This window comes from Christensenellaceae bacterium 44-20, from assembly GCA_041223705.1.
Lineage (GTDB): Bacteria > Bacillota > Clostridia > Christensenellales > Christensenellaceae > QANA01.
Genome location: JBCLQU010000002.1, coordinates 100,379 through 125,556 on the forward strand (window position 1 = coordinate 100,379; position 25,178 = coordinate 125,556).

Below are 25,178 nucleotides of genomic sequence, written 5' to 3' on the forward strand. Positions count from 1 at the left end.
AAAAAGAGGATATGCTTTTGCATACCCTCTTTTTATTTGCCAAAATCAGGAAAGCTTTTTGGTCAGCGCCAAAAACATGGTTCCGCCGTCTACTTCCAGCGGAAACATGGCCAGCGCCCCCAGGTGATACATACACAGCGCAACCAGCCCCATCACTGTCTCGGAGGAGGTTGCGGCCGTATCCGAGAGGAAAATATCCCAGTCGGTGTAGGCATAGAGCTCTTTTAAGCGCAGCATCTGCTCGCTGAGCGCGCCGCCCACTCTGCCGTCTGCCCAGCTCCAAAGGATGCTGCCCTCTGCCTCGTCCCAAAAAAAGAGAGGCTGTGCGGAAAAACTGAGCACCGCCTGGCCATCTTTCTTAAAGGCCAGCACGCCTTTGGAAAGGTCGCAGCCGATGGACTGCACGCCCAGCTCCTTTAAATGGTACTGCTCAAAAAGCGCCGCGGCGCGCTGGTTATAATAGCTGGCAGCCCGGCTGATATACTCTTCAAATTTCGCCAGGCTTTGCTGTTTTTGCTCTTCGGTTATGGTTTTCTGTTCCTCGGCCATGGTTTTCTCCTGCTGTTTGTGATTTTGTTAATATTCGCGCCCCGCCCTGCCTTTTCCTGCCCAGAAGCCGGATTTCCCGGGAAAAGAAAAGCCCTGCCTTGAAAATAAAGCAGGGCTTTTGGGCACTCTCTGCGCTAGAAGATGCGGTATGCGCAGTAGAAGTATTTATTCCAATAGGAAGTGCGGAAGGAGCGCTGGACAACCTTGCCGTTGCTGGTCGAGGCGTCGATCATGGTGTCGCCCGAAACCGCAATGCCGACATGCCCGCGGGTCGCGCCCATCTTAAAGACGATGACGTCGCCCCGGCGAATGCTGCTCATGCTGGTGAGCCGCTGATAGCGGGAAGTGCTGCGCCATGCGTGAGAGGTCATATAACCCTGCTTGACGCCCGCCTTGTTCAGCGCCCAGTAGACCAGACCCGAGCAGTCGAACTGGTTGGGGCCCTTGGCGCCCAGCACATAGCGGCATCCGAGCTTGGAGCGCGCCGCTGCGATAAATGCCTCGACGCCCGCGCTGTTGGAGGAGCCGGGATCGCTGGGCTTTTTGCCGCTACCACTGCTTCCGCCCTTGCTCGGCCTCGAGACGGCGGGCGCTTTCTTCGCGCTGTCCGAGAACAGCTTGGCGTTGGTCTGCGCGCCGAACTTCCCGTCCACGGTCAGGCCGTTTTGCTTCTGGAAGGATTTAAGCGCATTGTTGGTATCCTCGCCAAAGTACCCCGTTACTTTAGACATATATTTCAGCTCTTTGAGCCGCTCCTGAATGCGGGTAACGTCGTCGCCGCTGGCGCCGATGGAGATGGAGTTATACTCCGCGTTATCCGAGAGCAGCATCAGCCGGGTTTCCTGGCCGATATAGCCGTCCGAAATCAGGCCGTTGACCATCTGGAACCGCTTGACTGCGGCAACCGTGTCGTCGCCGTATTTGCCGTCCGGCTCGGTCGTCAGATAGCCCAAATTCTTCAGGCGCTTCTGATAGGAGCGGATATCTTCGCTGACCTCGCCCTTGGCCAGGACGTTGGCCTTGGCCTCTTCGGAATACAGCTGCTCGCGGGTCTGCTCGCCGATGGCGCCATCCACCGCCAGGCCGTTGCGCTCCTGGAATTTCTGGACAGCCGCCGTCGTCTCGCTGCCATAATGGCCGGTGGCCTTGCTCATATAGCCAAGGTCCCAGAGACGATGCTGCAATTCGGTGACGTCGTCGCCGTCCATGCCTTCCGAGACGGCATACTTGGGCGCATCTTCGGCAAACAGGGCGGTATAAGTCCCCTCGTCGACGATGCCCGTCTGCTCCAGGCTGCTGCTGCGCTGGAACAGGCCGACGGCCGTGCCGATCTGCTCGGTGTAGGTCAGCGTCGGCTCGTCCTCGCCCATATAGCCCAGCTCGGTAAGCCTGCTCTGAATTTTAGAGACGACCGGGTTTGTCATGCCAGGCTCTGCGTGGCGGGGCGGCTCCTCCGGCTGCGGCGCGGTGAGCACGGCAGTGGAGAGCGCGGCCTGCGCCTGCTCTTCGGATTTTTGTTCGGAGCTTTTGACCGCCGCAGAAACCGCGATGGGCGCCGCGGCGATGAGCACCAGCGCCGTCGCCAGCGAGACGATGGCCTTGCGGCTCATCTTGCGGAAGAGGGACGGGGTTTCACGGAAAAATGCCGCAAACTTCGCCGGAAGAGCGGCAAACAGCTGCGGGATTTTGCGTAAGAACCCCGGCACTTTGCGGAAAAATGCGGGCATCTTGCCAAAGAAGGCGGGAATGCCTGCAAAGAAACTGCAAACGCTGGCCCAAACCTGCGCGAAAAAGGCTTTGGCAGAGGCCGGCTTTGCCTTGGGCGCTCTGGGCGCGGCGATAGGCGCCTTGTCCTGCACTGCCTGCTGCCTGGGCGCCGAAAGAGGAGCCCTTTTGATGGCGCTGGCGGCTCTGCGCCGGGGGCTTGTCCGCCGGTAATTGGAAATGCGCCGTCTCCGTTTCAGGTTCAGGAGCATTTGCTTCCAGAAAAGCTTGATTTTTCTCAAAAATTGTTTCATAGTCCTGCTTTCCTAAATAAGAATACTTTGATTTGCATTATACGATAAATTTAACATTTTGTATACATCGCGGCGCAGAGGGCGGCCGGGCGGCGCGCGCCCCGGCCGATTATAGACAAGAAAAACGCAAATTTTGAATTTTTTATGACGCGGCATTTTGCTTATGCTATACTGGAAGAAATCAGGAGGTTTTGGGCATGAGAGAGTATTTTGAGCGGTGCGCGCCCGGGCAGGCCGGGGTAGACGCCAGGCGGCTGCTGGAGCTCTGCCGGGAGTTGCAAAAGCCGCAGTATGGTCTGCATGCGCTGATGTTTCTGCGCCAGGGAAAGGTGATCTACGAGAGCTATTTTGCGCCCTATGAGAAGGGAGAGCGGCACAGCCTGTTTTCCGTCTCCAAGAGCTTTACGGCCATCGCCGTTCTCTTTGCCGTTCAGGAAGGCCTGCTTGGGCTGGAAGACCGGGTCGTCTCCTTTTTCCCGGATAAACTGCCGTCGCCGCCCTGCACGAATATGGCGGCCATGACGGTCCGGCATCTGATGATGATGGCGCCGGGCTTTTCCGCTGCGCCGCACGATTTCAAATACCCGCATCTGGACGATGTGGTAAACGATTTTCCCTATTCCTACGAGAATTTTGTCTACCAGCCGCAGACGGACTGGGCCGGCGATTTCCTGCATAAATACGTGGAGCACGCGCCGGGGGAGCGCTTCCTATACTGCTCTGCCTGCACGTATATGCTCTCGGCCATTTTGCAGCGCATCAGCGGCCAGAACCTTTTGGAATTTTTGCGCCCGCGCCTGTTTGAGCCGCTGGAAATTGCGGATGCCGCATGGCAAAAATGCCCGGAAGGGGTCTGCACCGGCGGGTGGGGCCTCTCGCTCTGCGCCGAAAGCCTGGCCAAGTTTGCGCAGTTTATGCTGCAGGAAGGGCGCTGGCAGGGCAGGCAACTGCTGGATGCCCGGTATATCCGGCAGATGAGCCAATGCCAAATTCTCATCCATACGCCCGGCCGGAAACAGCCCGAGCAGTTCGGCTATCAGGTTTGGGTAGAGGGTGAGCAGGGAATTTACAGCGGCGTGGGCGCCTTTGGGCAGGCATATGTCGTGTTCCCGGAACAGCAGGCCGTAGCCGTGCTGCTGGGCGGGAGTATGCAATATCTGCGCGCACTGCAAATACTGCGCAAGAAATTCCCCAGGGCAGTCGGCCAAGGGGACGCAGACGCGGCGGCAGAGCGGGAACTGGCGCAGCTGGCAGGGGAGGCGAGAATCGCTCCAACAGAGGGGGCGCCCTCCTGGCAGGAGCCGCTGGCCGCGCGCTATTCCGGCAGGGAATATGCCCTGGCGCCCAACTACCTGGGGCTGACGGGCATCCGCTTTTGGTTTGGGGAGCGGGACGAGGTGGAAATCCAGATGGGGCGGCGAAGCAGCCGCCTGGCCATCGGATACGGCGCCTTTCTCCGGGGCAAAATGCCGCTCATAGAAAACGAGTTTATGGATGCGCATAACCAGCTGGTCTTCTCTGCGGCGGCCTGCTCGGGCGCATGGCAGGAGGGAAAATACCACCTGCGCATCGCCTATACCGAGCAGTGCTATATCAGCGATTTTGAGGTTGAATTTACGCCGCACGGCATCCATATCTCGTGCGGCAGAAATGTCGGGTTCGTGCAGAGCGCGAATATGCCCATGCTGGGCTATCAAAAACAGTGAGGGGCGGAAAATGCAAAAAGAGCAAATGAGAGATAAGATGCTGGTCTGCCGGGACTGTGGCAATGAATTCGTGTTTACAAAGGCAGAGCAGTTGTTTTTCAGGGAGAAAGGCTTTGAAAAAGAGCCCGTGCGCTGCCCGGCCTGCCGGAAAGCGAGAAGGCAGGAGAAGGCAGGCCAAAAGAGAAGATAAGCAGGAGGCGGCCGCGCCGCCTCTGCGCAATAAAAAAGCCCCGCCGATTGGCGGGGCATGCGTTTGTATTTGTTGTTTGGGATATGGCGCGGCGCATACGAGTTTTGGCAGTCTGCTTTTGGAAGATCCATCCTTATGGCAAATCATTGCCGCGGGTTTGCATCGCCCGGCTTTTTTGGTGATTTTTGAGGCTGCCGCCCGGGCCGTGATTAGAAAGCCCGCCGGGCCGCCGCGAAATTCGCAAGCCAGCGATATCTTTTTTCTCCGGAAAACCTGAAGCAGGAATAAAAGGGTTTGCGTGGCCTGCTTCCTGCGTCGCTTTTGGGGCACGCTTTGTATTTTATAGAAGAAGATAAAATAAAGTTTTGCCGGAATATACAAAAGGGATGCCTGTTTTTCGCGCCTAGGCGCTGGGGCTCTGCGCGATGCCAGCTGCCCGGCGAAATGCGCCGCAGCCTATCCCCTGGCTGCTCTTTGGCTCTTCACTGTTCATTGGAATCGCTCCCTTCTGCTCATGCCATAGTTGAGAATCTGCACTCCCGCCGCTTGGAACCCTGCGGCTTTCTTATATCGCAAAACCACCCTCGCTTATTTTTGGAAACCCACTGCTCCCAGCGGCGAAAATGCTTTTGCTCTATGGAGTTTTGCTTCTCTTACTTATAATATTCGCAGAGAAACCCGCCGTTCCTTCTTTTTTATAAAAAATATTTTCGGCCTGCTCCGCTTTTTAGGGGCTTGACAATTATGGTATAATAAATCTGCGGAATGCCGGATTGGCATAAACGCGCGAAACATAAAAACGAGGATAAATATTTTATATGCTACAATTAGAAGAGATTACGCTTGGTCTCAAAGAGAGGTATGAAAGCTTTGCGGAATATGAAAAGCTTTCATTTTTGCGTTTCCCCAATATTTTCATGTCCCGGGGGTGCATGGCGCTGCGCTACGGCGAAAAAGAAGGGGCCATGAGCATCTATTCCGTCATGCCAAGGCTGGAAGTGCCGCCCTATGGCCTGGGCTTTTTCGTCAAGGAAGGGCAGAGCGCGGCTCCGCTGGTGCGGGCGGCGGAGGAGAAATTTGGCGGCAAGGTGAATTACTACGAGCTTTCCGAGCCCATGGTGGACAAACTCCTTTCGGACTGCCCGGGGATGTTCCGCAAAGAGGAATCGGTGGACGATGAGGACTATATCTACGAAACCGAGAAGCTCATCTCGCTTTCCGGCAAGAAATATCACTCCAAGCGCAACTTTGTCAACCGCTTCGAGGCCAACTATTCCTATGAATATATGCCGCTGACGGGCGGCAACGCGATGGAATGCCTGCCTGCGCTGGAGGAGTGGTTTGCGCGGCACCAAGAGAAGATGCTCTTTTATTTCGATGAGCAGGAGGCAATTTTGGAGCTGCTGAACAACTTCGATGCCCTGGGCCTTAAGGGGGCGGCCATCAAAATCGACGGGAAAATCCGCGCCATGACGATTGGCGAATTTTTGCCGCCGGATACCGCGCATATCATCATCGAAAAGGCGGATATCGATTATCCGGGGCTGTATGCCGTCATCAACCAGAAGTTTTTGGAGCACGAATGGGCGGGCACCAAGCTGGTCAACCGGGAGGAGGATATGGGCGTGGAGGGCCTGCGCAAGGCAAAGCAATCCTATCATCCCGTCTTCCAGAACAAAGTGTTCAACGCCATCCGCGTCTAGCCAAAAAATTTCCAAATCTGGAAAAAACAAGTTTAAAAGAAAAGGCACCTGTCCATACTAGCTTTAACAAAAGCGAAATGACAGGTGTTTTTTTATGAGAGCAAAAAAGATGTATCTTCTTTTGGCGGCAATTCTGCTTTTAAGCTGTATCTCCGCCCGGGCGCAGGAGCCCTTCCGGCTGCACATCATCGCCAACAGCGACGGCGCGGCGGATCAGAAGGTCAAGCTGATGGTGCGGGATGCCATTTTGGAATATACCGCGGATCAGGCCACTGCCTGCCGGGATAAACAGCAGGCGGAGCACTATATGCGCGAGCATCTATCCGAGCTGGAAGCCTGCGCCAACCAGGTGCTGGCGGAAAACGGCTTTGGCTATACCGCGCGGGCCTATCTGGGGCGGTTCGAATTCCCGGATAAGACGTATGGCGACGTAACCTACCCCGCCGGAGAGTATGATGCCCTGCGCCTGGTGCTGGGCCAGGGGGATGGGCAGAACTGGTGGTGCGTCATGTTTCCGCCGCTGTGCATCGTCAATGAGGAGATTTTAGAGCAGGAGGAAGTGGAATACACTTCTCTGGCGTGGGAATGGCTGCAATCCCTGTTTGGGGGCGGAGAAAAGGAGGCAAACGATGCAAAGACAGTTTCTTAAAAGAAGCGCCGCAGTGGTGCTGATCGCCCTGCTGGCGGCGGCCTTTTGGCTTTCGGCGCTGGGGGCGACGTATACCAAATTGCCGGCCAGCGATGTGAAGGAAATTCAGCGGCGGCTCAAGGCCTGGGGCTACTACAGCGGCAATGTGGACGGCATCTACGGCGACCAGACCTACCGGGCCGTCCGCTATTTCCAGAGCAAAAACGGCCTGGCTGTGGACGGCATTGTGGGCAGCAGGACGGCGGAAAAACTGGGCATTCAGCTCTCCTCGGGCAAGGAGGAGGGGACGGACGCCTATCTGCTGGCCAAGCTGGTCTATGCCGAGGCCCGGGGCGAGCCCTATCAGGGCAAGGTGGCCGTGGCGGCGGTGGTGCTCAACCGGGTGCGCAGCTCGGCGTTTCCAAACAGCATCTCGGGCGTCATCTATCAACCGGGGGCGTTCTCGGTCATCTCGGATGGGCAGATATCGCTCTCGCCGGATGCCGAGGCCCTGCGCGCGGCAAAGGATGCCCTGGCAGGCGCAGATCCAACCGGCGGATGTGTCTTCTACTATAACCCCAAAAAGACGTCCAATTCCTATATGCTCAGCAAGCCCGTGGCCGTGGTCATCGGCAATCACAGCTTTTGCTACTAGGCTTTGGGCAGGCGAAGGAGAAGTATGATGCAGGAAAAGAAAATGCAGTATTTGAAGTGGATTGCGGTTACTGCGACGGTGGCCATCGTCATTTCGGCCACGTGCTATGCCTTTTTTGCAGACCGGCGCACAGCCCGGCTGGAGCAGCAGTATGCCGCCCGGCAGGAGGCGGCCTATGGCGAGCTCATCCAGGGCATCGCCTCTCTGGAGGGCAAGCTGTATAAGCTCTCGCTCATGCCCAATTCGGCGCAGACATCCGGCCTGCTGGCGGATATCTGGCGGCAGACGGGTGAGCTGAACGGGTATCTGGCCGCGCTGAATTTGGGAGACGAGATTCATCAGGCGATTTTCACCTTTCTGAACCAGGCGGGGGATTATGCAAAACAGCTGTTTTTGCGCTCGGCCGGGGGCGGCGCGCTGGAGCAGGAGGATGCCGGGCAGATTTTAAAACTGCAAGGCGCCTGCGCGCAGCTGGAGCAGAACCTGGAGGGTGCGTGGCAGGCGGGATATGCCGGGGGCGGCGCGCTGGTCTCCTTCTTTCCGGAGGATTCTGGCTATACCGAAAATTTCTCCGCCCAGGAATACCCCCGGCTGATCTACGACGGCCCCTTCTCCGAGAGCCTGGAGAGTGCGCCCGCCCTCAAAGATGCGGCGAAAGTTTCCCAGGAGCAGGCACAGCAGCTGGCCGAGGAATTTGCAGGGGAGAGCCTGGAGTTTGCCGGATATAATAAGGAAGCGAAAGTTCCCTTTTTCTCCTTTTCCGGCCAGAGCGGCACGCTGGTTTCGGTGGCCGAGCAGGGCGGCGGGATTTTGTCCTGGAGCCTTCCGCGGCAGACGGATATCTCCGTTCAGCCCACCCCGCAGCGAGCCGAAGAGTTAAAGCAGGCTGGCCTGGAGTTTTTGCGGCAGAAGGGCTATCCCGAGGCCGAGCTCTCCTATGCGCAGTATTACGGCGGGGATGCTCTACTCAATTTCGTCCCCCTGCAGGATGGCGTGCGGCTCTACCCAGATCTCATCAAGCTGTGGATTCGGGCGGATGATATGCAGGTTGTGGGCATGGATGCCTGGGCATATGTCAAAAACCATAAGCAGAGGAGCTTTGCGCAGGGCATTTCCCTATCCGAAGCCCGCGCCCAGCTTCCGTCTGCGGCAAAGGAGACAGACTGCGCCATGGCCGTCATCCCAAAAGAGACGGGGCAGGAGGTCTACTGCTGTGAATTCTTCTGCGAATATGAGGGCAGGCAGGCCATTCTTTATCTGGATGCGGCAGATGGGAGCGTGCAGGATATTCTGGAGATTGTGCATGTCAACGACGGCGTTTTGACAAGATAAGAATTCAAAAATTGCAAAACAGAAGAAAAGAGCGCCGAAAACCGGCGTTCTTTTTGGGTTTTGCAAAACGAAATGCAGGAAAAAAATAAAAAGTTTCAAAAATGTTGCAAAATTCTCCAGAAAAATATTGCGCCCGGCCGGCCTTGTGTGATAAAATTAGCCAATATGCAGAGGGGTTTCTGCCAGAAAGCGGAAGGAAGGGCGAAATGCAGGAAGTACGCATCAGTATCGAAAGCAAGCAGGCGGCCTGCGGCGAGCAGGACCATACCGAGATGAAACTGCAGGGCACGCTGCAAAAGCAGGGCGAGGCCCGGGTGATAGAATATACCGATATGGAGACGGGCGACGCGACCATCATCACCATGCAGAAGGGGATGGTCAGCATGCAGAAGAAGGGCACCATCGAGACGGAGTTTATCTTTGAGCAGGGGAAAAGCTGCTCGACGCTGTATAAAACGCCTTTTGGCTCTATGGACGTCACGATCTTCCCGACGCATGTGCAGGTAAAGCTGGAAGAGCACGGCGGGAAAATCGGCCTGGAATATGTCATGAATATCGCAGGGGCGCAGGTGGTTACCCAGCTGAGCCTCTGCTATGAAGAATGTTAAATAAGGGAGGAAAAGAAAATGAAAATCAAGTGGATTGCGCATTCGTGCTTTCATATTACATTATCAAGCGGAAAGGTTTTGGTGTTCGATCCGTTTGCGGAGGGCATCGGCTATCAGATGCCGCGCATGGCGGCGGACTATGTGTTTTGCAGCCACGACCACTTCGACCACAACGGCACGCAGGGCATAGAGCCGGGCTTTGCGCTGTTTAACGCGCCCGGCCACTATGAGGCAGAGGAACTCAGCATCGACGGCATCCCCTGCTGGCACGACGATGCCCAGGGCCAAAAGCGGGGCAACAACATCATCTTCAAAGTGAAGGCAGAGGGCGTTACGCTGGCGCATCTGGGCGATCTCGGCCATTTGCTCAGCCCGGAGACGGCCGCGCAGCTTTCGGATGTGGATGTGCTGATGATCCCGGTGGGCGGCAACTATACGATTGATGCAGAGCAGGCCTTTGAAATCTGCAAACAGCTGGAGCCCAACGTCATCCTGCCCATGCACTACCGCACGCCTTCGCTCAGCGTAGACGTCGCGCCGGCGGCCGGGTTTATCCAGGCGACCAAGGGCTATTTCGACAGATCGGTTCTGGGCGAATCCAGCTTCAATTATATTGCGGCGGATCGTAAAAAGCGCACGCGCATTTTCCTGATGAATCCGGCGCTGGAAGAATAGCGCGGCTAAAGGGTATCTTATCGTTTCGGAGGAAACAGTTATGGCAACCAAATACATCTTCATTACAGGCGGCGTCGTCTCTTCGCTGGGCAAAGGCATCACGGCAGCATCCCTTGGCAGGCTGCTCAAGAGCCGGGGGTACAAAATCGCAATGCAGAAATGCGATCCCTATCTGAATGTGGACCCTGGAACCATGAGCCCTTTCCAGCATGGCGAAGTGTTCGTAACCGACGACGGCGCGGAGACGGATTTGGATATCGGCCACTATGAGCGCTTTACGGATGAAAACTGCTTCCGGGATTGCAGCATCACCTCCGGCAAGATTTACCACAGCGTCATCACCAAGGAGCGCCGGGGAGACTACCTTGGCGGGACTGTGCAGGTGATCCCTCATGTAACCAACGAGATCAAGGAGCGCATCCGCGCCGTGGGCGAGCACTCGGGCGCGGATGTGGTCATCACAGAGATTGGCGGAACGGTGGGCGATATCGAATCCCAGCCGTTTTTGGAGGCCATCCGCCAGCTCAAATGGGATTTGGGCGAAGGCAACAGCCTGTTTATCCATGTAACGCTCATCCCCTATCTGAACAAAGTCGGCGAAATTAAGACCAAGCCCTCCCAGCACAGCGTCAAGGAACTGCGCTCGCTGGGCATCCAGCCGGATATTCTGGTCTGCCGGTGCGGCCAGCCGCTTTCCGCGAGCATCAAGGAAAAACTGGCGCTGTTCTGCAATGTCCGAAAAGACTGCGTCATCAGCAACCCGGACTGCGACAGCCTGTATCAGCTGCCCGTGGTGCTGCATGAAGAGGGGCTGGATATCCGGGCGTGCGAGAAGCTGGGGCTGGATCTCGGCCGCCAGGCAGACCTTGGGGTCTGGAACCAGCTGGTCGGCCTGCAGCAGCGCGCCCTTGAGGGGGGGAAGGTGGAGATCGCGCTGGTGGGCAAATATATCGAACTGCACGACGCGTATTTGAGCGTCGTCGAATCCCTGGCTCATGCCGGGATGCACCGGGGCGTGAACGTCTGCATCCGCTGGGTCTCGGCGGTGGATTTGGAGCAGAGCGAAGACCCGGCGGCACTGCTGGCCGGCGCGCAGGGAATCCTGGTGCCCGGCGGCTTTGGCGAGCGGGGCATTGCGGGCAAGATTTTTGCGGCCAAATATGCCCGGGAGAACCGCATCCCCTATCTGGGCATCTGCCTTGGGATGCAGATCGCAACCATCGAGTTCGCGCGCAATGTTTTGGGTTGGGCGGATGCCAACTCCACCGAGTTCGACGCGGGCACGGCGCATCCCGTCATCGATGTGATGCAGGATCAGAAGAACCTGGAAAACCTCGGCGGAACCATGCGCCTTGGAAAATACCAGTGCGATTTGGCGGCGGGCAGTGCGGCCCAGGCGGCCTATGGCCAGAGCACCATTTTTGAGCGCCACCGCCACCGCTACGAGTTCAACAACGCCTACCGCGCACAGCTGGAGCGGGCGGGGCTTCGGGTGGCGGGAGTCAACCCGGAGAGAGATTTGGTGGAGATTGTGGAGATCCCGGATCACCCCTTCTATGTGGGCGCGCAGTTCCACCCGGAGTTCAAATCCCGGCCGGATCGCCCGCATCCGCTGTTTGCCGGGCTGGTGAGCGCCGCGGCAGAGCAAAACTAGAAATTTGATAAAAAAGCCAGAGGCAAAGCGCCTCTGGCTTTTTTGCGGGAAGCGCTAAGCCTCCCAGGCCATGAGATATTCTTTTTCGCCGGTATCGCTGTCCAGGCATTCGCCCTGAATCTGAAACTGTTCTCTGCGGTAAAACGCGATGGCTCTGGCGTTTTTCTGATAGACGCGCAGATTCAGCCGCTTTTTTCTGGCTTTCACATAATCCAGCAGCTGCCCGCCTATCCCCCGGGACTGCGCCTGCCCGCAGACGAAAATGCCCGCGATGTAGCTGCCGTCCAGCCCGATAAACCCCTGGATTTCTCCCTGCTCTTCATAGAGATACACTTCCGCCAAGGGCAGCATCTGCTTTACCTGCTCGAAATGATCCTGCCAGTACTCCGCAGGAATAAAATCGTGCGCCTTTTGGTTGGTATCCAGCCAAATCTCGGCCACAGCGGCGAGATCTGCCGCCTGAAATGGGCGAATCATGGGGCCCTCCTTAAAACTCATATCTTGTGCCGTGCGAGAGCAGCAGAGCGTCTGTCAGAGTGATGCAAAGAATGGTGGTGTTCTGGTCGCCAAGGTCGCTATGGCCGTTGTCAATCCATGCGGCAAAGGCTTTCTTTAGCTTTTGGGCAATGGCGCTGTTTTCCTCCCTGCCAAAATATCCCAGGCTCCTGCCCGTTCCGTGGCCGGTGAACCACTCGCCGGCGATGGCCACAGCCGGGTTGTCCCGGATTTGCCGCATCTTATTGGAGCGCGCGTGGGTGATGAGATAGAAGGCGCCGTCCTCATAGTAGGCGTTGATATACCGCACGAAGGGGATGCCGCCCTCCGCCGTAGCCAGCGCAACTACCGTGTCTTTTCCAAACCGCTCGGCCATGATTTGCTCGGCCTTTTGGCACCAATTTTTCATAAAATGCTCTCCTTTGATAGCAATAAAATAGCATGGCGGCGGGGCTGGGTCAAGGCGTGCGGAAAAATGTGTATAGGAAATGGCAGGGCTGTGAATAATTGGATTATAGGCGGAAAAAGCGCTTGACAAAGCGATTTTGATTCTACATAATATAAATACCAGAAATATTTTATTTTCCCATTTTTAATTTGTCGATATAGTTTGATGTTTCTCGTCCATCAGACTTTTCAAGTATAAAAAACACAATACAAACCTGGCTTTTGCATACGCGCAAAATTGCCTGCTTTTTCGTGCGGCAAAAGCTGGAAAGGAAGAGCAAGTTTATGGACCTTGAATTACTCAAAAGCAAAACATTGAGCGATCTGAGAGAGATTGCCAAACTTGCCGGCGTAAAATCTGTTACGACGTATAAGAAGGGCGAGCTGCTGGAAATTCTTTTTGGGCTGGAGCAGGAGCAGCAGGCCCAAAACCCGCAGACTGCCTCGGAGCCTGCGCCTTTGGCCCCGGAGGAGGACGACCTGCCCATGGGCATCTTTGAAGAGGAAGAGCCGGGGCAGGAGGAAGAAGGGCGGCCGGAGCCAGAGCGCAGCGCACTGCACTATGAGGAGCAGGAAGGGGAAGAGACCTCTGCCAGAAGGCGGGTTGTGGAATACGTCCAGGGCAACGATGCCGTCAACGAGCTGCTGGCCACGGGCGAATGCAAAGATGCCGAGGGTGTGCTCGAAGTGCATCAGGATGGCTATGGCTTTCTGCGCAGCAACAACTATCTGCCCGGCCGAAACGATGTGTATGTCTCCATGGCGCAGATCCGCAAATTCAGCCTGAAAACCGGCGATAAAGTCAAGGGGAAAACCCGCCCGGCAAAGGAAGGGGAAAAACTGCTGGCGCTTTTGTATATCGAGAGCGTCAACGACGGGCCCGTCGAAGAATGCACGGGGCGCAAACCCTTTGAGGAGCTGACGCCCATCTACCCGGACCAGCGCTTTAAGCTGGAGAATATCCGGGCATCCCGGGATATGGCCATTCGCCTGATCGACCTGGTCTCGCCCATCGGCAAGGGGCAGAGAGGGCTCATCGTCGCGCCGCCCAAGGCCGGCAAGACGATCATGCTCAAGAAAATTGCCAACAGCATCACGCGCAACTACCCGGATGTGGAGCTGATTGTGCTGCTCATCGATGAGCGGCCGGAGGAAGTGACGGATATGCAGCGCTCGATTAAGGGCGAAGTCGTCTACTCCACGTTCGACGAAAAGCCGGATAACCACACGCGGGTGGCCGAGATGGTCATCGAGCGGGCAAAGCGGCTGGTGGAGCATGGCAGGGATGTCGTCATCCTACTGGACAGCATCACCCGGCTGGCCCGGGCATATAACCTGACGGTGCCGCCCTCCGGGCGCACGCTTTCGGGCGGCCTGGATCCGAGCTCGCTCTATAAGCCCAAGATGTTTTTTGGCGCGGCCAGAAACATCGAAAACGGCGGCAGCCTGACGATCATCGCCACGGCCCTGGTGGAGACGGGCAGCCGCATGGACGAGATCATCTTTGAGGAGTTCAAGGGCACGGGCAATATGGAACTGCATCTGGATCGCCGGCTGTCCGAAAAGCGCATTTTCCCGGCGCTGGATCTGGCCAAATCCGGAACCAGAAGAGAGGAGCTTTTGCTCAGCAATACCGAGCGGGAAGGCATCTGGGCCATCCGCAAAGTGCTCTCCTCGGGCAATACGGCGGAAGTTACCGAGCAGCTCATCAGCATGCTGGTGCGCACGCAGACCAACGAGGAGTTCCTCATCCGCCTGCAGGAATGGCTGAATATCTGGGAGAAAGAGGGCTTTAAGCTCACCCAGGGCGGCCGCTATTAGCCATGCCGGGCGCGGAATGGGAGGCTTTGCCCATCACGGCGGAGGATGCGCGGGAATACCTTGGCTGGCAGTATGAGCCGCCTTATGATTTTTACAATATCGCGCCCGAGCTGTGGGGGCGGGAACTTGAAGCGATGTGCCGGCCCGCGCCGGGGGATTGCTATTATGCCGTGTACCGCGGCGGAAAAATGGCTGGCTACTTTGAACTGCATTGCAGGGGGAAGACTGTGGAGATTGGCGTTGCGCTTCGGCCGGATCTCACGGGAAAAGGCAATGGCCGCGCGTTTTTGGCCTGTGTGCTGGCGCAGGCGCGGCAGCTTTTTTTGCCGGAACAGTTCGCCTTGCATGTGGCGGCATGGAACAGGCGGGCGCGGCGGCTGTATCAGGCGGCGGGCTTTCGGGAGACTGGCCGGGAGTGCTGGCAAATCGGCGGGAGCGCCGTGGATTTTATCCGCATGGAGATGCCCGTCCAGGCTTTTTTCGAAAAAACTTGAAAAAAGCTTGCAATATGGCGGGTTTATGATATACTAATAACTGCGACTTTATAGAGAAGGGGTGAGTTCTGTGAAACCTAATATACATCCGAATTACGGAGAGTGTGTTGTGAAATGTGCTTGCGGGGAAACCTTCGTAACAGGTTCTGTTAAAAAAGAGATGAAAGTGGACGTTTGCTCCAAGTGCCATCCGTTCTTTACAGGCAAGCAGAAGCTGGTCGATACCGGCGGACGTGTGGATCGTTTCAAAAAGAAATACGGTCTCAAATAGTTTACGAAAAATACAGAGCGGGCTTCGCTCTGTTTTTTTGTAGGCTGTTTCGAGAGTTTTAGAAGGGCTGAGCCGGAGAATTTTTATGAACAAACAAGCAAAGAGAAGCACGGTGGGCGGCCAGGGCGTTCTGGGCGGCGTGATGATGCGCTCTCCCAAAAAGGCGGCGCTGGCCGTGCGCAAACAAGATGGCGCTATCGCCGTAAAAACGTGGGAAGTGGAGCAGAAGAAGAGCTGGTTTGCCCGGCTGCCCGTGGTGCGCGGTGTCATCAATTTTGTCGATATGCTCTTTACGGGCGTGGGCGTGCTGATGGACGCGGCCAAGATGAGCGAAGAGGGAACGGAGGAGTTCGAGCCCAGCAGGTTTGAGAAGTTCGTGGCCGGAAAGCTGGGCAAAAAGGCGGAGGATGTCATGATGTTTTTTGCCGTGGCCATCGCGCTGGTGCTGGCGGTTCTGCTCTTCTTCATGCTGCCCACGTTCCTAACCAGCCTGCTGAGGGGCGCCATCCAAAGCCCGCTTTTGCTCAACCTGGCGGATGGGCTCATCCGCATCGCCATCCTCATCCTATATATGCTGAGCTGTACGCTGATGAAAGATATCAAGGATGTTTTCCGCTATCACGGCGCCGAGCACAAGACCATCTCCTGCTATGAGGCCGGGGAGGAGCTGACGGTGGAAAACGTGCGCAAATACCGCACACTGCACCCGCGCTGCGGCACCAGCTATCTGCTGCTGGTCATGCTGGTGACGGTGCTGGTCTACTCCTTCTTCGGGTGGAGCGACAACCTGCTGCTGCGCCTGGGATTGCGGCTGCTCATGCTGCCCGTCATCGCGGGGGTGGCATACGAAGTGCTCAAACTGCTGGCCATGAGCGACTGCATTCTCGTGCGAGCCCTGCGCTGGCCGGGGATGCAGCTTCAGCGGCTGACGACTGCCGAGCCCACGGATGAGATGATCGAGATTGGCATTCTGGCCTTTGAGACGGCGCTGGAAGAAAAGAGCCTCGAGGAGCTCGCCGCGCTGAGGGAGCAGTTTTCGCATAAAAAGGAGCAGGAAACCGGGAACCAGGAGGCAGGGCAGGCATGAACCGTCTGCAAGCCTATCGGCAGCTTAGGCAGGAGCTGGCGCATCTGGGGCCGGGCGAGGCGGAGGCCGAAGCCAGGGAAGCGCTGGAAGTGCTTTGCCAAGTCTCCGCGCAGGATTTGCTGCTGGAGCCGGGCCGGGAACTGCCCGAAGAGCAGGCTCTGGCCTTGCAGGAGCTGGCCTGCCGCAGAAAGGCCGGGGAGCCCTTAGCCTATCTGCTGGGAAGCCGGGCGTTTTATGGGATGCGCTTTGCCGTTTCCCGGGCGGTGCTCATCCCCCGGCAGGAGACTGAACTGCTGGCCCAGCGCTGTATCCAAATCATTCAGAGAAAGAACCTAAAAACCGCGCTGGATCTCTGCACGGGCAGCGGGTGCATTGCCGTTTGCCTGGCAAAGCACACGGCGGCGGCCGTCTCGGCTTCGGATATCAGCCCGGATGCGCTGGCCGTTGCCCGGGGCAATGCGGAAAAACTGGGCGCGAACGTGCATTTTTTTGCGTCGGATTTGCTGGAAAAAGCGCAGGGGCCGTATGATCTCATCGTCAGCAACCCACCCTATATCTCGGATGCGGAATATGCGGCCGTCGAGGCGGGCGTGCGGGAGCAGGAGCCGGCATTGGCGCTGCGCGGCGGGGCGGACGGCCTTGCGTTTTACCGGCGCATCGCGGCGCAGGCCCGGGGGCACCTGGCAAAAGGCGGGCAGCTGGCGCTGGAAATCGGCTATGAGCAGGGGGAGGCAGTTTGCCGCTTGCTTGCAGAACAAGGCTTTGATAAAATAGAGCTGGCCAAAGATTATGCCGGGCTGGATCGGATGGTCTTTGCGGAATGGAATTTAGCTTGGGAGTAAAAATAGATGTTTGAAAAACTGGAATCCATTAAAAAAAGATATGAAGAGCTTTCGGCGGAGATCTCCAAAAGCGAGGTCATCGCCAATCAGGAGCTTTGGCGCAAGCTGATGAAGGAGCACGCAGACCTGGAGGAGATCGTCTCGGCCTACGAGGCCTATCTCTCCATGCAGGAGGAACTGCCCGAACTGCGGGAGATGCTCAAAACCGCAGACGACGCCGAGCTGCGCGAGATGGCCCAGGAGGAGATCGCCTCCCTGGAAGAGAAGATGCAGAAAGCCGAGGAGGAGCTGAAATTCCTGCTCATCCCCAAAGACCCGAACGACGGCAAAAACGTCATTCTGGAGATTCGCGCGGGCACGGGCGGCGACGAAGCCTCGCTGTTCGGCGCAGATCTGCTGCGCATGTATACCCGCTATGCCGAGCGGCATGGCATGAAGATGGAGACGCTCTCCTCGAATATGACCGAGCTTGGGGGCGTCAAGGAGATGGTCGTGCTCATCTCGGGCAAAAACGCATTCTCCCGCCTGAAATACGAGAGCGGCGTGCACCGGGTGCAGCGCGTTCCCGAGACAGAATCCGGCGGCCGGATCCATACTTCCGCGGCGACGGTGGCCGTGCTGCCCGAGGCGGAGGAAGTGGACGTGAAAATAAACCCGGGAGACCTGCGCATTGATATTTACCGCGCCGGCGGCCACGGCGGCCAGGGCGTCAACACGACGGACTCGGCCATCCGCATCACGCACCTGCCCACCGGCCTGGTGGTAACCTGCCAGGACGAGCGCTCCCAGCTGAAAAACAAGGAGCGGGCCATGAAGGTGCTCATGAGCAAGCTCTACGATAACGCGCTCACCGAGGCGGCCAGCGAGCAGGCGGAGAACCGGCGGAGCATGGTGGGCAGCGGGGATCGCAGCGAGCGCATCCGCACGTATAACTTCCCCCAGGGCAGAGTGACGGATCACCGCATCGGCCTCACGCTCTATAAGCTGGATGCGTTTATCGACGGCGATATGGATGAGATCATCGATGCGCTGATTCTGGATGCCAAGGAAAAGAGCCTTTCCCAGGTGGAATAATGCAGACGAGAGTGTTTGATTTGCGCCGGGAATACGAGCAGGGGCTCTCTGCCGCGGCGCAGGAGATTGCCCGGGGCGGCCTGGTGATTTTCCCGACAGAGACGGTCTACGGCATTGGCGCGGATGCGCAGAATGTGCAGGCCGTCCGGCAGATTTTCGCCGTCAAGGGCCGGCCCATGGATAACCCGCTCATCGCGCACGTCTGCGAAATGAGCCAGGTCTATGCGGCGGCTGAGCTTTCGCCGCTGGCGGAAAAACTGTTAAGCGCCTTTTGGCCAGGGCCCTTTACCGCGGTGCTAAAAAGCCGGGAGCTGCTGCCGGCTGAGGTTTCGGCGGGGCTGCCCACCGTGGCGCTGCGCATGCCCGGCGACCCCGTGGCCCGGGAGCTCATCCGCCGCAGCGGCAAGCTGATTGCCGCGCCCAGCGCGAATCTTTCGGGCAAGCCCAGCGGGACGACTGCCGCCGATGTCGCGGCAGATTTCGACGGCCTGGTTCCCGTCATCCTGGATGGCGGGCCGGCGGCGGTGGGGCTGGAATCCACCGTCTGCGATCTGACGGGGGAAGTCCCCGTCATCCTGCGGCCAGGCGGCATCACGGCAGAGATGATCCGCCGGGAATGCGGAAAAGTGGAGATTGCCCACGCCGTTCTGCATGGCCTCTCGAAGGGAGAGGCGGCGGCTTCCCCCGGCATGAAATATAAGCACTATGCGCCCAGCGCGAAAGTGTACGTCGTGAAGGCGAAGGAAGAATCTGCCCTTGCAAAAGGCGTCCGAGCCTTGTATGATAAGAAGGGGCAGGAAGGCAAAAAAGTCGAGATTTTCTGCCTGGATGCCCATGCCCCTGCCTATGGGGAAAGAAACATCTGCCGGCTGGGCAGAAACCTGGAAGAGCTGGCGCAAAATCTTTTCGCCGCTTTGCGCCGGGCGGATAGCCGGGGCGTGGAAATTATCCTGTTCGAGGATGTGGGCGAGGCAGGCATGGGGCTTGCCGTGAGCAACCGCATCATCCGTGCGGCGGGGTTTGATATTTTAGAAGTATGAAAAAAGTTTTATTCGTCTGCACGGGCAACACTTGCCGCAGCCCGATGGCAGAGGCAATTTTCAACGCGCTGGCAGAGCGCGGGGCAGTGCCGGCCCGGGCGGAATCCGCGGGGCTCTATGCCCTGCCCCAAAGCCCGGCTTCGGGCGAGATGCGCGTTGTGGCAAAGCAAATGGGGCTGAGCTTGGAGGAACACAGAGCGCGCCCGCTGAGCCGGAAAATGCTGGAAGAGGCGAGCCTGGTGCTGTGCATGACGCAGGGGCAGGCCGAGCAGCTTGGGCGCCTTTGCCCGGAGCAGCAGGGTAAAATCTGGGCAATTCGGCGCTGTGCCGGAGGAGAGGGAGACGTTTCGGATCCCTTTGGCGGCAGTTTGGAAGTCTATCAGAGGTGCGCAGAGGAATTGGAACCGCTCTGCGCGGCCATCTTAAAGAAAATAGCAGATTCATAACAGGAGGTTTTGATATGAAATTAGTCATTGGCGCGGATCACGGCGGCGTTGAGCTCAAGGCAGAGATCCGCAAATATCTGGAAGCGCAGGGATATGAATATCACGATGTCGGCACGTTCACCAGCGAAGCGGTGGATTACCCGGATATCGGCCAGGCCGCGGCCGAGTATCTTGCCGAGGGCAAGGCAGATCTTGGCATCATCATCTGCGGGACGGGCATCGGCATCTCCATCTCGGCCAACAAAGTGCCGGGCATCCGCTGTGCACTGGTTTCGGATGTATTCAGCGCAAAGCGCACCCGGGAGCATAACAACGCCAACATGATGGCGCTGGGCGCCCGCGTCATCGGGCCCGGCCTGGCCATCGAGCTGGTGGATGCTTTCCTGCATACGGATTTTCTGAAGGAGGAAGCGCGCCACGTCAAGCGCGTAGAGAAAATCTCGGCTATCGAGAGAAAATATTCCCGGGAGGAAAAATAACAATGGGGAAAGTTGTCGTCGTCGATCATCCCATGATCCAGCATAAACTCTCGTTTATGCGCTCGAAAGAGGCGGATGTGAAGGAATTCCGCGAAATGCTGGAGGAGATCTCCATGCTCATGGGCTATGAAGTGCTGCGGGATATGCCGCTGGAGGACAAGGAAATTGAGACGCCTATCTGCCGGATGACGGCCAAAGTCCTTGCCGGGCGTGCGCCGGCCATCGTGCCCATTTTGCGGGCGGGCCTTGGCATGGTGAGCGGGATTTGGAAGCTGATTCCCTCGGCCAAAGTCGGCCATATCGGCCTGTACCGCGATCCCGAGACGACAAAACCCGTCGAATACTACTGCAAGCTGCCCTCGGAAATTGCCGAGCGGGAGGTCATCTTGGTAGACCCGATGCTGGCCACGGGCGGCAGCGGCGCGGATGCCATCACCATGCTCAAAGAGCATGGCGCAAAGAAGATCCGGTTCATGTGCCTGATCGCGGCGCCGGAGGGCATCGAGGTGGTTCAGAAGGCGCATCCGGATGTGGATATCTACGTCGCGGCCATCGATGAGCGGCTGAACGAGCACGCCTATATCGTCCCCGGCCTGGGCGACGCGGGCGACCGCATCTTCGGAACGCTGTAGCATTTGCAAAAGAGAAGGGGATCCCTTCTCTTTTTTTTGCGGGGCGCGCGGCGCCTTTGTTGACGAACGCGCGGCTTCTTGGTATGATAAGAACGGTGTGAAAACGAAAGACTCTAAGACAAGGAGAAAAAAGCAATGTCTGGTGTAGTGGTGTTTGGCTCTCAGTGGGGAGACGAGGGCAAGGGCAGGTTTGTCGATTTCCTGGCCAAGGATGCGGATATGGTCATCCGCTATCAGGGTGGAAATAATGCGGGCCATACGGTCTATGCGAATGGCGTGGAATTCAAGCTGCGCACCATCCCTTCCGGCATTATCTCCGAGCATACCAAGTGCATCATCGGCAATGGCGTGGTCATCAACCCCAAATCCCTTTTGGCGGAGATCGAGTATGTGCGCGAGCGCGGCGTCTCTGCGAATAACCTGTTTATCAGCGATAGAGCCCAGGTCATCATGCCCTATCACCTGATCATGGACGGCCTTTCCGAGAAAAAGCTGGGCGCTTCCAAAATTGGGACGACGGGCAACGGCATCGGCCCCTGCTATACGGATAAGGCCGCGAGAATCGGCTTCCGCATGGGCGATCTTCTGGAAGAGGAAGAGTTTGCCGCGCGGCTCAAAGCTGTGCTTGCCGAAAAGAACGAGATCATCACCAAGGTCTATGGCGGCCAGCCCCTCTGCTATGAGGAGATTTTGCAGGAATACCTCGCCTATGGCCAGGCCATGAAGGATCGCATCTGCGATACCTCCCTTCTGGTTTATGAATACATGAAGCAGGGCAAAAACCTGCTCTTCGAGGGCGCCCAGGGCATGCTGCTGGATATCGACTACGGGACGTATCCCTACGTTACTTCCTCGCACCCGACAGCCTCGGGCGTGGGCATCGGCGCAGGTGTCGGCCCCCAGGCGGTGGATAAGGTGCTGGGCATCGTCAAAGCATATACCACCCGCGTGGGCGAGGGCCCGTTCACGACCGAGCTGTTCGACGACGTCGGCCAGGCAATCCGGGATCGAGGGCATGAATACGGCACGGTTACCGGCCGTCCCAGGCGCTGCGGCTGGCTGGATCTCGTCATCCTGCGCTTTGCGGCCAGAATCGGCGGCATCACGGATTTCGCAGTCTCCCGCATGGATACGCTGGGCGGCTTTGATACGGTGAAAATCTGCACGGGCTATGAACTGGATGGCCAGGTTTACGATAACTACCCCGCCTCCCTCAAACTGCTCTCCCGGATGAAGCCCATTTATCGGGAGTTCGAGGGCTGGAGCAGCGATCTCTCGGCGGTGCGCAAATTCGAGGATCTGCCAAAAGGCGCGCAGGAGTATATCAACTTCATCGAGGAGCAGACGGGCATCCCGGTGGCGATGATCGGCGTCGGCCCCAACCGCGAGGAGTGCATCGTGCGCAAAAATATGTTCTAACAATTGCATTTTGGAAAAGGCGGCATTGGCTGCCTTTTCTTTTTTTGCAAAAATTTCCACAAGGCCGCCCGGCCGCCCTGCCCGGCGGCTTTTTTGCCAGTGCAAAGAGAGCGCATGCAAATTGCGAATAGATATATCGATAATCATAATACCGATATATAAATTTGGCAATTTCGCGGCTCGGCGAAGCATGGTAAAATAAAGCGAAAAATGTAATATGCCAGGAAAGCACCGTTTTCAAACGCCCGGTTCGGGCAAAGATGCGGCGGCTATCAATATATTTTAAAAATCTTGATAGATAAGGTGGGAAAGGTGATGGAATACCGTATTGAACACGACTCGATGGGCGAGATGAAGGTCCCGGCAGACCGGCTTTGGGCTGCGCAGACTCAGAGAAGCCACGAAAATTTTAAAATTGGCGTGGATATCGAAGTGATGCCCAGAGAAATTACGCGGGCATTTGGCATTCTGAAAAAGGCGGCGGCCATGGCCAACGCCGAATTAAAGCCCGAGAAGATGACCAGGCAAAAGATGGAGGCCATCTGCGCCGCCTGCGACGAAGTGATCTCCGGCCAGTTAAACGGCCATTTTCCGCTGGTCGTCTGGCAGACAGGCTCTGGAACGCAGTCCAACATGAATGCGAACGAAGTCATCGCGAACCGGGCAAACCAGATTTTGGGCGAAAAAGCCTGCCATCCCAACGACGATATCAACATGAGCCAATCCTCCAACGATACCTTCCCGACGGCCATGCACATCTCTGCCGTCATGGCCATTGAGGATAAGCTGCTCCCGGCCATTCAGGAGCTGATTTGCACGCTGAAACGCCTGGAAGAGGAGAATGAGGGCATCGTCAAATCCGGGCGGACGCACCTTCAGGATGCGACGCCCATCAAATTCAGCCAGGAGATTTCCGGCTGGCGCAGCAGCCTGGAGCGGGACGAGGAGCTGCTCGGCTTGGCAGTCCGCCCGCTCTATGAGCTGGCTGTGGGCGGCACGGCCGTGGGCACGGGGCTGAACGCCCCCAAAGCGTTTGCCGCGCTGACGGCAGAGAAAGTCGCCCAGCTGACGGGCAAACCCTTTGTAACTGCCGAAAATAAGTTCCACGCGCTCTCCTCTAAGGACGAGCTGGTCTTTGCGCACGGCGCCATCAAGGCGGCGGCCTGCGATATGATGAAAATTGCCAACGACGTCCGCTGGCTGGCATCCGGCCCGCGGGTCGGCCTGGGCGAAATCCGCATCCCGGAAAACGAGCCCGGCTCTTCCATCATGCCCGGCAAGGTCAACCCGACCCAGTGCGAGGCAGTAACGATGGTGGCTGTGCAGGTCATTGGCAACGATGCGGCCATTGGCATGGCGGCCTCTCAGGGCAATTTCGAGCTGAATGTGTTCATGCCCGTCATCATCTATAATTTCCTGCAGTCGGCGCGCCTGCTGGCCGAGGCCATCGTTTCGTTCAACAAGAACTGCGCCGCGGGCATCACGGCCAACCGGCAGAAGATGCACGACAATCTGCACAACTCCCTCATGCTGGTTACGGCGCTCAATCCGTATATCGGCTATGAGAACGCGGCCAAGACGGCCAAAAAGGCATATAAAGAAAATATCTCCCTCAAAGAGGCGTGCGTCGCGCTCGGCTTCTTGACGGAGGAAAAGTTCGACGAGGTTTTTCATCCCGAGCAGATGGTTTAACCCCGTATCAATTTGGAGGTAGACGATGAAAGTTAGTTATTTCCCAGGCTGTACCCTCCGCACCAAAGCAAAGCAGCTGGATCGCTATGCGCGAAAGTGCGCCGAGGCTTTGGGCATCGAGCTTTGCGAAGTGCAGGATTGGCAGTGCTGCGGCGGCGCCTTTATCAGCGCCAAGGATGAAATCGCATCCAAGCTTGCCAGCGTGCGCGCGCTCGTTGCCGCACGGGATGAGGAGCGGCCGCTTTGCACGGTGTGCTCCGCCTGCCATAATGTCATCAAGCAGACCAACCACGCCATGCAGACGGACGGCGAATTTGCCGCCAAGGTCAATGCCTATATGGCCCAGGATAAGCAGCCCTCCGCCCCCTATCACGGCGAGGCGCAGGTCTATCACTATCTGGAGCTGCTGCGGGATGAAGTGGGCTTTGAGCAGCTGAAGGCCGCGGTCAAAAACCCGCTGACCGGCCGCAAAATTGCCGCCTATTATGGCTGTATGCTGCTGCGCCCGGGCAAAGTGCTTCAGTTCGACGATGTGGAAAATCCGCAGATCATGGAAGATTTCCTGCGCGCCCTCGGGGCAGAGCCGGTGGTTTTCCCCCAGAGAAACGAGTGCTGCGGCGGGTATGTCGCCCTGGAAGACGCGGCTTCGGCAAAGAAAAAGAGCAATGCAGTCAGCCATGGGGCGGCCAGCCACGGCGCAGAGCTGATGGTTACGGCTTGCCCGCTCTGCAAATACAACCTTGTGAAAAACGGCAGCGAGGTTCCGGTTATCTATTTCACCGAGCTGCTGGCCGAGGCGCTGGGCGTAAAGGAGGAAGAAGATGCAGAATAAGAAGGAACGCCAGAAGGAGCAGATTCTGCGGATGAGCGGCGTCAATCCGCGCAAATGTATGCGGTGCGGCAAATGCTCGGGAACCTGCCCTTCCTACGACGAGATGGAATACCATCCGCATCAGTTCGTCTATATGGTGGAGAATGGAGACCTCGAAGCGCTGATGAAATCCGATTCCATCTATAAGTGCCTTTCCTGCTTTGCCTGCGTGGATCGCTGCCCCAGAGGCGTCGAGCCGGCCAAGCTGGTGGAAGCGCTGCGGCTGATGGTCATTCGGGAAAAGGGCGCGAATCACCTGACGGCAAATGATATTCCGGCATTGCTGGATGAGGAAATGCCCCAGCAGGCCATCATGAGCGCCCTGCGCAAGTATTCTAAGTAGAAGGGAG

Annotated in this window: 27 protein-coding genes; 23 read left to right on the forward strand and 4 right to left on the reverse strand. The window is 57.4% G+C overall.

Annotation, left to right across the window (positions count from 1 at the left end; genetic code table 11):
* Positions 1 to 45 precede the first annotated feature (45 nt).
* Entirely contained in the window at positions 46 to 549 is a 504-nt protein-coding gene (locus AALG83_07415) for a DUF6882 domain-containing protein (GenBank protein ID MEY8382982.1), read from the reverse strand.
* Positions 550 to 683: 134 nt separating this feature from the next.
* The gene (locus AALG83_07420; protein MEY8382983.1) at positions 684 to 2,567 is read right to left on the reverse strand and encodes a peptidoglycan-binding protein; all 1,884 of its coding nucleotides are present in this window, start codon (positions 2,565 to 2,567) and stop codon (positions 684 to 686) included.
* A 197-nt stretch (positions 2,568 to 2,764) separates the two neighbouring features.
* Here AALG83_07420 and AALG83_07425 point away from each other — a divergent pair, with 197 nt between their 5' ends.
* The 9 genes from AALG83_07425 (at position 2,765) to AALG83_07465 (ending at position 11,718) form a co-directional block, all read left to right on the forward strand.
* Entirely contained in the window at positions 2,765 to 4,273 is a 1,509-nt protein-coding gene (locus tag AALG83_07425) for a serine hydrolase (GenBank protein ID MEY8382984.1), read from the forward strand.
* A 25-nt stretch (positions 4,274 to 4,298) separates the two neighbouring features.
* A complete protein-coding gene (locus tag AALG83_07430; protein MEY8382985.1) occupies positions 4,299 to 4,463 on the forward strand; it encodes a zinc-ribbon domain-containing protein in 165 nt (54 codons plus the stop codon).
* 818 nt (positions 4,464 to 5,281) lie between these two features.
* Complete coding sequence (locus AALG83_07435) at positions 5,282 to 6,166, forward strand: phosphatidylglycerol lysyltransferase domain-containing protein (GenBank protein ID MEY8382986.1); 885 nt, start codon at positions 5,282 to 5,284, stop codon at positions 6,164 to 6,166.
* Between the two features lie 94 nt (positions 6,167 to 6,260).
* Positions 6,261 to 6,815 (forward strand): stage II sporulation protein R, encoded by a 555-nt coding sequence (spoIIR, locus tag AALG83_07440; protein MEY8382987.1) that lies wholly within the window; start codon positions 6,261 to 6,263, stop codon positions 6,813 to 6,815.
* Positions 6,796 to 7,449, forward strand: a complete 654-nt coding sequence (gene sleB / locus AALG83_07445; GenBank protein MEY8382988.1) for a spore cortex-lytic enzyme — start codon at positions 6,796 to 6,798, stop codon at positions 7,447 to 7,449. The genes spoIIR and sleB overlap by 20 nt, the downstream gene beginning before the upstream one ends.
* Positions 7,450 to 7,476: 27 nt before the next feature.
* Positions 7,477 to 8,781 (forward strand): PepSY1/2 domain-containing protein, encoded by a 1,305-nt coding sequence (locus AALG83_07450; GenBank protein ID MEY8382989.1) that lies wholly within the window; start codon positions 7,477 to 7,479, stop codon positions 8,779 to 8,781.
* Positions 8,782 to 8,987: 206 nt separating this feature from the next.
* Positions 8,988 to 9,389, forward strand: coding sequence for a DUF1934 domain-containing protein (locus AALG83_07455; GenBank protein ID MEY8382990.1), 402 nt, complete (start codon positions 8,988 to 8,990; stop codon positions 9,387 to 9,389).
* Between the two features lie 18 nt (positions 9,390 to 9,407).
* Positions 9,408 to 10,064, forward strand: a complete 657-nt coding sequence (locus AALG83_07460) for an MBL fold metallo-hydrolase (protein MEY8382991.1) — start codon at positions 9,408 to 9,410, stop codon at positions 10,062 to 10,064.
* Between the two features lie 40 nt (positions 10,065 to 10,104).
* Positions 10,105 to 11,718 carry a CTP synthase gene (locus tag AALG83_07465; GenBank protein MEY8382992.1) on the forward strand — a complete coding sequence of 538 codons (1,614 nt, stop codon included), beginning with the start codon at positions 10,105 to 10,107 and terminating at the stop codon, positions 11,716 to 11,718.
* A gap of 54 nt (positions 11,719 to 11,772) precedes the next feature.
* On the opposite strand, the gene AALG83_07470 is transcribed toward AALG83_07465, so the two are convergent.
* Together AALG83_07470 and AALG83_07475 are read right to left on the reverse strand one after the other, a co-directional pair.
* Positions 11,773 to 12,195 carry a GNAT family N-acetyltransferase gene (locus AALG83_07470; protein MEY8382993.1) on the reverse strand — a complete coding sequence of 141 codons (423 nt, stop codon included), beginning with the start codon at positions 12,193 to 12,195 and terminating at the stop codon, positions 11,773 to 11,775.
* Positions 12,196 to 12,205: 10 nt separating this feature from the next.
* Positions 12,206 to 12,622 carry a pyridoxamine 5'-phosphate oxidase family protein gene (locus AALG83_07475; GenBank protein MEY8382994.1) on the reverse strand — a complete coding sequence of 139 codons (417 nt, stop codon included), beginning with the start codon at positions 12,620 to 12,622 and terminating at the stop codon, positions 12,206 to 12,208.
* A 323-nt stretch (positions 12,623 to 12,945) separates the two neighbouring features.
* Here AALG83_07475 and rho point away from each other — a divergent pair, with 323 nt between their 5' ends.
* The 14 genes from rho (at position 12,946) to AALG83_07545 (ending at position 25,171) form a co-directional block, all read left to right on the forward strand.
* Complete coding sequence (rho, locus tag AALG83_07480) at positions 12,946 to 14,481, forward strand: transcription termination factor Rho (GenBank protein MEY8382995.1); 1,536 nt, start codon at positions 12,946 to 12,948, stop codon at positions 14,479 to 14,481.
* A 26-nt stretch (positions 14,482 to 14,507) separates the two neighbouring features.
* On the forward strand, positions 14,508 to 14,975 hold the full coding sequence (locus AALG83_07485; protein ID MEY8382996.1) for a GNAT family protein: 468 nt from the start codon (positions 14,508 to 14,510) through the stop codon (positions 14,973 to 14,975).
* Positions 14,976 to 15,045: 70 nt separating this feature from the next.
* Complete coding sequence (gene rpmE / locus AALG83_07490) at positions 15,046 to 15,246, forward strand: 50S ribosomal protein L31 (GenBank protein ID MEY8382997.1); 201 nt, start codon at positions 15,046 to 15,048, stop codon at positions 15,244 to 15,246.
* An 85-nt stretch (positions 15,247 to 15,331) separates the two neighbouring features.
* Positions 15,332 to 16,333, forward strand: a complete 1,002-nt coding sequence (locus AALG83_07495; GenBank protein ID MEY8382998.1) for a DUF1385 domain-containing protein — start codon at positions 15,332 to 15,334, stop codon at positions 16,331 to 16,333.
* Complete coding sequence (prmC, locus tag AALG83_07500) at positions 16,330 to 17,175, forward strand: peptide chain release factor N(5)-glutamine methyltransferase (GenBank protein MEY8382999.1); 846 nt, start codon at positions 16,330 to 16,332, stop codon at positions 17,173 to 17,175. Before AALG83_07495 ends, prmC begins: the two co-directional genes overlap by 4 nt.
* 6 nt (positions 17,176 to 17,181) lie before the next feature.
* Positions 17,182 to 18,249 (forward strand): peptide chain release factor 1, encoded by a 1,068-nt coding sequence (prfA, locus tag AALG83_07505; protein ID MEY8383000.1) that lies wholly within the window; start codon positions 17,182 to 17,184, stop codon positions 18,247 to 18,249.
* The gene (locus AALG83_07510) at positions 18,249 to 19,289 is read left to right on the forward strand and encodes an L-threonylcarbamoyladenylate synthase (GenBank protein MEY8383001.1); all 1,041 of its coding nucleotides are present in this window, start codon (positions 18,249 to 18,251) and stop codon (positions 19,287 to 19,289) included. Before prfA ends, AALG83_07510 begins: the two co-directional genes overlap by 1 nt.
* Positions 19,286 to 19,735 carry a low molecular weight protein arginine phosphatase gene (locus tag AALG83_07515; protein ID MEY8383002.1) on the forward strand — a complete coding sequence of 150 codons (450 nt, stop codon included), beginning with the start codon at positions 19,286 to 19,288 and terminating at the stop codon, positions 19,733 to 19,735. Before AALG83_07510 ends, AALG83_07515 begins: the two co-directional genes overlap by 4 nt.
* 14 nt (positions 19,736 to 19,749) lie before the next feature.
* Positions 19,750 to 20,214: a ribose 5-phosphate isomerase B gene (gene rpiB / locus AALG83_07520; GenBank protein MEY8383003.1), complete on the forward strand. Its 465-nt coding sequence runs from the start codon at positions 19,750 to 19,752 to the stop codon at positions 20,212 to 20,214.
* Between the two features lie 2 nt (positions 20,215 to 20,216).
* Entirely contained in the window at positions 20,217 to 20,846 is a 630-nt protein-coding gene (upp, locus tag AALG83_07525) for a uracil phosphoribosyltransferase (GenBank protein ID MEY8383004.1), read from the forward strand.
* A 135-nt stretch (positions 20,847 to 20,981) separates the two neighbouring features.
* Complete coding sequence (locus tag AALG83_07530) at positions 20,982 to 22,265, forward strand: adenylosuccinate synthase (protein MEY8383005.1); 1,284 nt, start codon at positions 20,982 to 20,984, stop codon at positions 22,263 to 22,265.
* A 315-nt stretch (positions 22,266 to 22,580) separates the two neighbouring features.
* The gene (gene fumC / locus AALG83_07535) at positions 22,581 to 23,957 is read left to right on the forward strand and encodes a class II fumarate hydratase (GenBank protein ID MEY8383006.1); all 1,377 of its coding nucleotides are present in this window, start codon (positions 22,581 to 22,583) and stop codon (positions 23,955 to 23,957) included.
* A 25-nt stretch (positions 23,958 to 23,982) separates the two neighbouring features.
* Positions 23,983 to 24,789 (forward strand): CoB--CoM heterodisulfide reductase iron-sulfur subunit B family protein, encoded by an 807-nt coding sequence (locus AALG83_07540; protein MEY8383007.1) that lies wholly within the window; start codon positions 23,983 to 23,985, stop codon positions 24,787 to 24,789.
* Positions 24,779 to 25,171 carry a 4Fe-4S dicluster domain-containing protein gene (locus tag AALG83_07545; protein ID MEY8383008.1) on the forward strand — a complete coding sequence of 131 codons (393 nt, stop codon included), beginning with the start codon at positions 24,779 to 24,781 and terminating at the stop codon, positions 25,169 to 25,171. The genes AALG83_07540 and AALG83_07545 overlap by 11 nt, the downstream gene beginning before the upstream one ends.
* The last annotated feature ends 7 nt before the right edge of the window (positions 25,172 to 25,178 follow it).